The organism is Stenotrophomonas sp., from assembly GCF_031995405.1.
Taxonomy (GTDB): Bacteria; Pseudomonadota; Gammaproteobacteria; order Xanthomonadales; family Xanthomonadaceae; genus Stenotrophomonas.
Genome location: NZ_DAMAGC010000020.1, coordinates 40,018 through 48,986 on the forward strand (window position 1 = coordinate 40,018; position 8,969 = coordinate 48,986).

Annotated in this window: 7 protein-coding genes; 2 read left to right on the forward strand and 5 right to left on the reverse strand. The window is 68.7% G+C overall.

Going from position 1 to position 8,969, the window contains the following annotated elements:
• The first annotated feature begins 107 nt into the window (after positions 1–107).
• Together RTO53_RS05550 and RTO53_RS05555 are read left to right on the forward strand one after the other, a co-directional pair.
• The gene (locus tag RTO53_RS05550; RefSeq protein WP_312236864.1) at positions 108–1,001 is read left to right on the forward strand and encodes a tetratricopeptide repeat protein; all 894 of its coding nucleotides are present in this window, start codon (positions 108–110) and stop codon (positions 999–1,001) included.
• A gap of 161 nt (positions 1,002–1,162) precedes the next feature.
• Positions 1,163–1,846, forward strand: a complete 684-nt coding sequence (locus RTO53_RS05555; RefSeq protein ID WP_312236865.1) for a pentapeptide repeat-containing protein — start codon at positions 1,163–1,165, stop codon at positions 1,844–1,846.
• Positions 1,847–2,971: 1,125 nt separating this feature from the next.
• Here the strand turns inward: RTO53_RS05555 and dapE are convergent.
• The 5 genes from dapE to map form a co-directional block, all read right to left on the reverse strand.
• On the reverse strand, positions 2,972–4,099 hold the full coding sequence (gene dapE, locus RTO53_RS05560; RefSeq protein WP_312236866.1) for a succinyl-diaminopimelate desuccinylase: 1,128 nt from the start codon (positions 4,097–4,099) through the stop codon (positions 2,972–2,974).
• Positions 4,096–4,458 carry an arsenate reductase gene (locus tag RTO53_RS05565; RefSeq protein ID WP_312236867.1) on the reverse strand — a complete coding sequence of 121 codons (363 nt, stop codon included), beginning with the start codon at positions 4,456–4,458 and terminating at the stop codon, positions 4,096–4,098. Before RTO53_RS05565 ends, dapE begins: the two co-directional genes overlap by 4 nt.
• A gap of 8 nt (positions 4,459–4,466) precedes the next feature.
• Complete coding sequence (dapD, locus tag RTO53_RS05570) at positions 4,467–5,528, reverse strand: 2,3,4,5-tetrahydropyridine-2,6-dicarboxylate N-succinyltransferase (RefSeq protein ID WP_312236868.1); 1,062 nt, start codon at positions 5,526–5,528, stop codon at positions 4,467–4,469.
• Complete coding sequence (locus tag RTO53_RS05575; protein WP_312236869.1) at positions 5,528–8,164, reverse strand: [protein-PII] uridylyltransferase; 2,637 nt, start codon at positions 8,162–8,164, stop codon at positions 5,528–5,530. Before RTO53_RS05575 ends, dapD begins: the two co-directional genes overlap by 1 nt.
• A 2-nt stretch (positions 8,165–8,166) precedes the next feature.
• A partial coding sequence (map, locus tag RTO53_RS05580; protein ID WP_312236870.1) for a type I methionyl aminopeptidase occupies positions 8,167–8,969 on the reverse strand: 803 nt, incomplete at its 5' end.

Here is an 8,969-nt window from a genome sequence, read left to right on the forward strand (position 1 = left end):
TTGGGCGGCGGTGCAACTGTTGCGATGGCAACCGTTCCGGCCCCGGCGTTCAGCGGCGGCGACGGTGCGCTCCGGGATAATCCCCGGCCCCCTGCTGGATGTCATGGATGAACCTGTTCCCCCGCCGCCCGTTGCTGTGCGCCCTGGTGTTGGCCGTCCTGAGCGGCTGCGCCGCCGCCCCGACCCGCCCGGTCAGCGACACCGAACGTGACGCGCTTGCCAGGGCCGCCGATGGCAAGTTCGATTCCGCCGTGCGCGTGGCGAAGATGTACCAGGCCTGGAATGATCCGCGCGCCCTGGACTGGTACGCCCGCGCGGCCGCCGCCACGCCGCGTACCCACCACACCACCAGCGCCGAAGAGACGCTCGGCACGCTGCTCGAACGCGGCCGCCTGGACAGTGGCGAGGGGCCGCAGAAGCCCGAGGCGGTGGTGATGAAGGCATCACCGCGCAAGGCCTTCCACTGGTACCACAGCGCCGCCTACCACGGCTCGCCGTATGCCATGCACGACCTGGAAAAATGGTACGAGCGGCGCGGCGACATGGCCGGCGCGCTGCGCTGGCGGCTGCGGTCTGCGGTGTACCTGCGCGAGCTGTACAAACTGGACGCGCTGCGCGCGGCCACGAGCGGGTCTGCCAAGCCCGGCAACCCGGTGGCCACCGGCCCGGCGCCGAATCCGCTGATCGCCCGCATCCAGCGTCGCGCCGAACGCGGCGATGCCGAATCGCAGGTGGATCTGGGCACGTTGTACGAAGCGGGCATCGGCGTGGTGCAGGACAAGGCCGAGGCGTTGCGCTGGTACGAACGCGCCGGCACGCAGGGCAACGTGTACGGCCAGTACCTCGGCGGCCTCGCCCTGGGCCGGGGCGGCGATGGACTGCAGAAGAACGTGGAGGCAGCGGCGGCATGGTTTGCCAGGGCCCATGCGCAGGGCTTCTACATGGCCGAAGAATCGTACTGGCGCCAGGCGATCGCACCGCCGTTCTGGACCTTCGAATGACCACGCGACGCTGAGGACGGTCGTGCGGAGCGCTGGCCGGTTGCTTCTCCGTTCGGGCCATCACGGGGCCGGCCAACGGCCGGCACTACCCTGCGCTGTACACACATCGCGTGCATCGACAAGTCTGCTTCGGCGTCGGGAATTCGCCCAGAATGGTGGGCATGAGCACCGCCACCTTCCGCGACGAAACCATCAGCCGTGCGCGCATGCAGGCGATCATCGCCGCGCATCCGCGTGCCGCCACGTTCGACTCCTGCAGCTTCGATGGCGGGGATTTTTCGCGGCTGGACATGGACGGTTTCCAGTTCAACCAGTGCTCGGTGACCGGCGCCAACTGGCTGGCGGCCTCGCTGGAGGAAAGTCGCTGGAGCAAGTGCCGGGGCGCCGAGTGCGACTTCAGTTCGGCACTGCTCAGCGATGCGCGCTTCGCGCACTGCGACCTCAACAACAGCCACTGGCGCCGTGCGACGTTGTCCTCGGTGCAGTTCGCCGACTGCAAGCTGACCGGCGCGCACCTGCAGGAAGTGACCGGCTGGGCACTGGAGTTCCGCGACTGCCTGCTGGTCAGCGCCGACCTGCGCGGGCTGTCGTTCCGCAAGGCGCAACTGGACGGGATGGATTTCTCCGATGCGGAGTTGTCCGGCTGCGATTTCCGCGATGCGGTGTTCAACGGCGGCAGCCTGCGCAACGCGCAGACCCGATTGACCCGTTTCGAGGGCGCGGACCTGCGCGGCACGGACATCAGCGGGCTCAACGTGATGGACGCCAAGCTGTTCAAGAAAGCGGTGATTTCGCAGCGCCAGGCAGCGGCGGCGTTGGCGGCATTCGGGTTGATCGTGGCGTAACGACGCCAGAACAACGCGGTAGGGCCGGCCGTTGGCCAGCGCCTCCTTCGGCCTGAGTACCTGGCGCGCATACCGCGAAAGGCAGCCGAGCATGGCTCGGCTCTACCGGGTTTCGCGCGAACGGATGGTGCCGCGCCCTGCCCCGCAACCGCGACCGGGTTTCGCAAGAACCGGTAGTGCCGAGCCATGCCCGGCAACCGCGACCCGGTTTCGCGCGAACAGGCAGTGCCGAGCCATGCTCGGCAACCGCGACCGGGTGTCGCGAACGGGCATTGCCGCGCCCTGCCCCGCAACCGCGACCGGGTTTCGCGCGAACCGGTAGTGCCGAGCCATGCTCGGCAACCGCGACCCGGTTTCGCGCAAACGCGCACTGCCGAGCCATGCCCCGCAACCGCGACCGGGTTTCGCGCGAGCAGGCAGTGCCGCGCCATGCCCGGCAACCGCGACCGGGTGTCGCGCGAACCGGTAGTGCCGAGCCATGCCCGGCAACCGCGACCCGGTTTCGCGCGAACCGGTAGTGCCGAGCCATGCTCGGCAACCGCGACCGGGTGTCGCGCGAACGGGCATTGCCGCGCCCTGCCCCGCAACCGCCACCGGGTTTCGCAAGAACGGGCATTGCCGCGCCCTGCCCCGCAACCGCCACCGGGTTTCGCAAGAACCGGTAGTGCCGAGCCATGCTCGGCAACCGCGACCCGGTTTCGCGCAAACGCGCACTGCCGAGCCATGCCCCGCAACCGCGACCGGGTTTCGCGCGAACCGGTAGTGCCGAGCCATGCTCGGCAACCGCGACCGGATTTCGCGCGAACAGGTAGCGCCGAGCCATGCTCGGCAATCGCAACCGGATTTCGCGCGAACAGGTAGCGCCGAGCCATGCTCGGCAACCGCGACCAGGTTTCGCGCGAACAGGTAGCGCCGAGCCATGCTCGGCAACCGCAACCGGGTTTGGTGCGAACGGGCAGTGCCGCGCCATGCCCTGCCACCCCGACCGGGTGTCGCGCGAACGGGCATTGCCGCGTCCTGCCCGGCAACCGCGACCGGGTTTCGCGCGAACGGCCAGTGCCGAGCCATGCTCGGCAGCCGCGACCGTCACGCAAGCCAGCCAGCGGCCGGCATTGCCTGCAGGATTCAGGCCAGCAGGCGCTCGATCAGGCGCAGGTACAACGCCGGCAGTTTTTCCAGGTCGGCGACCGATACGTTTTCGTCCACCTGGTGGATGCTGGCGTTGACCGGCCCCACTTCGATGCACTGGGCACCGAGCGGTGCGATGAAGCGGGCATCGGAGGTGCCACCGCCGGTACTTTCCTCCGGCGCGGCACCGGCGAACTCACCCAGCACCTCGCGCGCCACGCGGCGCAGCGTGCCTTCGGGGGTGTAGAACGGCTCGCCGCTGCGATGCCACTTCAGCGTGTAGTCCAGCGCGTGGCGGTCCAGCAGCGCAGCGATCTCCTGCTCCAGCGCCGGCGCGTTCCAGTGCGGGTTGTAGCGCAGGTTGAACAGCACCTGCAGCTCGCCCGGGATCACGTTGTTGGCCCCGGTGCCGGCGTGGAGGTTGGACACCTGCAGACTGGTCGGCGGAAAACTCTCGTAGCCGTCGTCCCACTGCCGTGCGGTCAATTCGGCGAGCGCCGCCGCGGCCAAGTGGATCGGGTTGCGCGCCTTGTGCGGATAGGCAACATGGCCCTGCACGCCCTTCACCGTCAGCATGGCCGACAGGCTGCCGCGCCGCCCCACCCGCAGCAGATCGCCCAGCACCGCCGTGGAAGACGGCTCGCCGGTGATGCACCAGTCGATGGACTGCCCGCGCTCGCGGAACAGCCCGGCGATGCGGCGCACGCCATCGATGGCATCGCCTTCCTCGTCACTGGTCAGCAACACGGCCAGCGTACCGGGATGATCCGGGTGGGCCGCGACGAACTGCTCGGCGGCCACCACGAAGGCGGCCACGCTGCCCTTCATGTCGGCTGCGCCGCGCCCGTACAGCACACCGTCGCGGATCTGCGGGTCGAACGGGGCGCTATGCCACGCTTCCACCGGACCGCTCGGCACCACGTCGGTGTGGCCGAGCAGCACCAGCACCGGCGCACCGCTGCCGTGGGTGGCCCACAGGTTGTCGACCTCGCCCAGGCGCAGGTGTTCGCACTGGAAGCCGGCACGCGCCAGTCGCCCGCCGAGCAACGCCTGGCAACCGGCATCGTCGGGCGTCACCGACGGCCGCGCGATCAGGTCGCAGGTGAGCGCGAGCACATCGTTCACGCCCCGACTCCGAAGCGCTGCTTGAAGCCGTTGTCTGAAAAACCCTGGGTCATCACGCCATCGTCGGTGACCACCACCGGGCGCTTGATCAGCTGCGGATGCTCGCGCAGCAGCAGCTTCCATTCGGCATCGGAGGCGGCCGCCTTGCGGTTCTCCGGCAACTGCCGCCAGGTGGTCGAGGATTTGTTGACCAGCGCGGCGAAGCCGCCGGCCTGCCCGGCCCAGTCGATCAGGGTCTCCGGGCTGGGCGGCGTGTCGCGGTAATCGACAAAAGCATGCGCCACCTCGAAGCGATCCAGCCACTTGCGCGCCTTCTTGCAGGTATCGCAGTTCTTCAGTCCGTAGACGGTCGTGGTCATGGCGGGACTCAGTCGGCCAGGCCGCGCAGCAGGTCGTTGACGCTGGTCTTGCTGCGGGTCCTGGCATCGACCTGCTTGACGATCACCGCGCAGTACAGCGAGTGCGAACCGTCCTTGGACGGCAGCTGGCCGGACACCACCACGCTGTACGGCGGCACCGAGCCGTAGCTGATTTCGCCGGTGGCGCGGTTGTAGACACGGGTGCTCTGGCCGAGGAACACGCCCATGCCGATCACGCTGTGGTGGCCGACGACGAAGCCTTCCACCACCTCCGAACGCGCACCGATGAAGCAATGGTCCTCGATGATGGTCGGGCTGGCCTGCAGCGGCTCGAGCACGCCGCCGATGCCGGCGCCACCGGACAGGTGGCAGTGCTTGCCGATCTGCGCGCAGGAACCGACCGTGGCCCAGGTGTCGACCATGGTGCCCTCGCCCACGTACGCGCCGATGTTGGTGAAGCTCGGCATCAGCACCACGTCCTTGCCGAAGTAGCTGCCGCGACGGGCGATCGCACCGGGCACCACGCGCACGCCGGCGCGACGGAACTTGGCTTCATCGAAGCCGGCAAAGCGCGATTCCACCTTGTCCCAGAACGGCGCCGGGCGCGCGTCGACCACGGCCATGTCGTTGACGCGGAAGTACAGCAGCACCGCCTTCTTCAGCCATTCGTTGACCTTCCAGCCACCGTGGCCATCAGGCTCGGCGACGCGGAATTCACCGGTTTCCAGGCCATCGATGACGCGGCCGACCAGCGGCTTGGTCGAGCCTTCCAGCTCATGCAGGGTCAGCGTGGCACGGCGCTCGAAGGCGCTCTCGATGCCGAACTTGAGTTCTTCCACGCCCGGGGTGGCCGGCTTGCGCAGCGACTTGCGGGCGATGGTGGCATCGCGGCTGGCGCTGCGCCTGGCCGCGCTTTCGGCCGGGGTAGCGGCGACCTTGGCGGCCGGCACCTTCTTCGCTGGGGCCTTCTTCACCGCCACCGCCCTGGTGGCAGGCGCGGCCTTGGGGGCAGCAGTCTTCTTGGCCGCTACGGTCTTGGCAGCGGTCTTCTTGGCAGGCTTGGTGGCCATCAGTGGGGGTCTCCGGCGTTTCGATCAGGGTCCAGGCAGGCGAACATCGCGTCGTGCAGCTGCTGTCTGGCGGATTCGGTAAGGGGGTGGTCGTGTTCGTCGCTGATCACGAACATGTCTTCGGCGCGCTCGCCGAAGGTGGCGATGCGGGCGTCGTGCACGCGCAGGCGCTGGTTGCGCAGCACGAAGGCCACGTCGGCCAGCAGCCCGGGACGGTCGGGCGCGACCAGGCTGAAACGGGTGCCATGGCTGCCGTCGCCGCCATCGCGGAATTCGATGCGCGGGGCGAAGCGGAAATGCCGCAGCTGGCGCGGGATCACCCGGCGCGACGGACGCAGCCGGGTCAGGTCGCCGGCCAGCGCCTCGCGCAGCGCCGCCTCCAGGCGCAGCGCATCGCCATCGGCGAAGCTGTCGGCCGGGGTCACTTCGAAGGTATCGAAAATGGTGTCGACCGGCCCGTCCAGCACGCGCGCCCGATGGATGCCGTAGCCCTTGCGGTCCAGGGTCATCACGATCGCGGCGAACAGGCCATCGCGGTCGGGCGAATGCACGAACACTTCCAGCGCGTGGTCGTCGGGGGTGATCCGGCGTACCTTGACCAGGGTCTGGCCCTGCTTGACCGGGACCAGTGCCGCGGCCTGCCAGGCCAACTGCTCGGGGCGCAGCCGGATGAAGCTCTCATCGGGCATCACGGTGAACTGGCGCTCGATGGTGGCATCGTCGTAGCCGCGTTCGCGCACCAGCTGGCGCACCGACTCGCGTGCTTCGGCCACGCGCTCGGCGGCCGGCATCTGGTTTTCCAGCCCGTCGCGCAGCGCGCGGCGCGCGGCGAAGTACAGGTCGGCCAGCAGCCGGTCCTTCCAGGCGTTCCACAGTTTCGGGCTGGTTCCGGCGATATCGGCGCAGGTCAGCAGGTAGAGGTAGTCGAGCCGGTCGCGGCTGGCCACCAGCGTGGCGAAGCGATGGATCACGTCCGGATCGGAGATGTCCTGCTTCTGCGCGGTGATGGACATGCGCAGGTGCTGCTCGACCAGCCAGGCCACCAGTTCGGTGTCCGAATTGCTCAGCGCAAGCGCCTGGCAGAACGCGCGCGCATCCACCGCGCCGAGTTCGGAATGGTCGCCGCCGCGGCCCTTGGCGATGTCATGGAACAACCCGGCCAGCAGCAGCAGTTCCGGCTTGCGCAGGCGCGGCCACACTTCATGGGCGATCGAGAAGCGCTCGTCGGCGCGGCTGCTGGCGAACAGGCCGATGTTCCGCAGCACCATCAGGGTGTGCTGGTCCACGGTATAGACGTGGAACAGATCGAACTGCATGCGCCCGGACACCTGCGCGAACGCGGGAATCCACTGTCCCAGCACGCCCAGACGCGCCATCCGCGCCAGCGTGTCGACCGCGCGCGGGCTGCGCAGCAGCGCCAGGAACTGTTCGCGCGCGGCAGCGCTGGCTTCGGTATAGGCGGCCAGCTCCGGCAGCGCTTCGGCCAGCGCGCGCGCGGTCAGCGAATGCAGGCCCCGCACGTCCGGGTTGTAGGCCCAGCTGGAGAACAGCGCGAACACCTGCTCGACGTCGCCCTGCGGCCAGGCCGGATCGTTGGCGGCCAGGTAGCCGCGACGCAGCGAGAAGCCGACGCTGACCGGTTCGGGCACCGCCTCGCCATCGAACTGCTCTTCAAACCGCTGCAGCAGGCGGTCGCTGATCCGCCGCACCACGGTGGCGCTGCGGTAGAAGCCCTGCATCATTTTTTCCACGGCCAGGCTTTCGAGGTCGTCCTCGAAGCCCAGCCGCGTGGCCAGCGTCTTCTGGTAATCGAAACGCAGGCGTTCTTCCGGACGGTTGGCCACCAGGTGCAGGCCGAACCGCAGCCGCGCCAGCGCACAGCGTTCGCGCTTCAGCGCCGCCGCCTCGTCGAGGCCAAGATGGCCCAACCCGACCAGCGCCTCGAGGTCGCGCACGCCAAACGCACGCAGTGCCATCCAGCCCAGCGTGTTGAGGTCGCGCAGGCCGCCAGGGCCGTCCTTGATATCCGGTTCCAGGTTGTCGGCGGTATCGCCGAAGCGCTGGTGACGGGCCAGCAGCTCGTCGCGCTTGGCCAGGAAGAACGCACGCGGCGGCCACAATCCGTCGCTGTTGACCGCCTGTTTCAGTGCCTGCCGCGCGCGGTCATCGGCACACAGCGGACGCGCTTCGATCAGCGCGGTCATCACCGTCTGGTCGGCGCTGGCCTGCACGCATTCGGCAGGCGAACGCACCGCGTGGCTGACCGGCAGCCCGCAGTCCCAGAGCAGGGCGAACAGGCGCGCCAGGGCGGCCTCGTGAAGACGCTGGCGCTCGGGTTCGCCCAGCACCAGCAGGTCGATGTCCGAACGCGGAAACAGCTCGCCGCGCCCATAGCCGCCGACCGCGAACAGCGCCAGCCCGGCATCGCCCGGCAGGCAGCGCTGCCACGCCATGCGGATCAGGTGGTCGGCCGCGCGTGCGCGCAGCGCCAGCAGGCGCTCGATGTTGTCACCCTGGTCGAAGCGGCGGTACAGGCGCGCATCGGCCTGCTGCAGGGTCTGGCGGGCCAGCGCCGCCCACTCGGGGTCGGCGACGGCATCGGCCGGCGCGTCCAGGATCGGGCTCGCCGGCAACATGCTCAGACCTGCGATTCGCCGGGCGAGAGGGTCAGCACGTCCACGCCGGTCTCGGTGACCGCGATCATGTGCTCCCACTGCGCCGACAACTTGCGGTCCTTGGTCACCACGGTCCAGCCATCGGGCAGCACCTTGTTGTAGCGGGTGCCCTCGTTGATCATCGGTTCGATGGTGAAGGTCATGCCGGGCTGCAGCACCAGGCCCTGGCCCGGACGGCCGTAATGCACCACCTGCGGTTCGTCGTGGTAAACCTTGCCGATGCCGTGGCCGCAGTACTCGCGCACCACACTGAAGCGCTCGCCTTCGGCCAGGCTCTGGATGGCGTGGCCGATGTCACCCAGCGTCGCGCCCGGCTTCACCGCGCGGATACCGGCCCACATCGCCTGGTAGGTGGTGTCGACCAGGCGCCGGGCCATCGTCGACGGCGTGCCGGCGTAATACATGCGGCTGGTGTCGCCGTGCCAGCCGTCCTTGATCACGGTGACGTCGATGTTGACGATGTCGCCGTCCTTGAGGACCTTGGCTTCGCTGGGAATGCCGTGGCAGATCACGTTGTTGACCGACGTGCAGACCGTCTTGGGGAAGCCACGGTAGCCGACGTTGGCCGGCGTGGCCTTCTGCACGTTGATGATGTGGTCGTGGCAGATGCGGTCCAGCTCTTCGGTCGTCACGCCGGGCTTCACGTACGGGGTGACGATGTCGAGCACCTCGCTGGCCAAGCGGCCGGCGATGCGCATCAGTTCGATTTCCTCGGGGGTTTTCAGATTCACGCTCATGGCCGCCATTATCGCCGATCCGGCGGCCA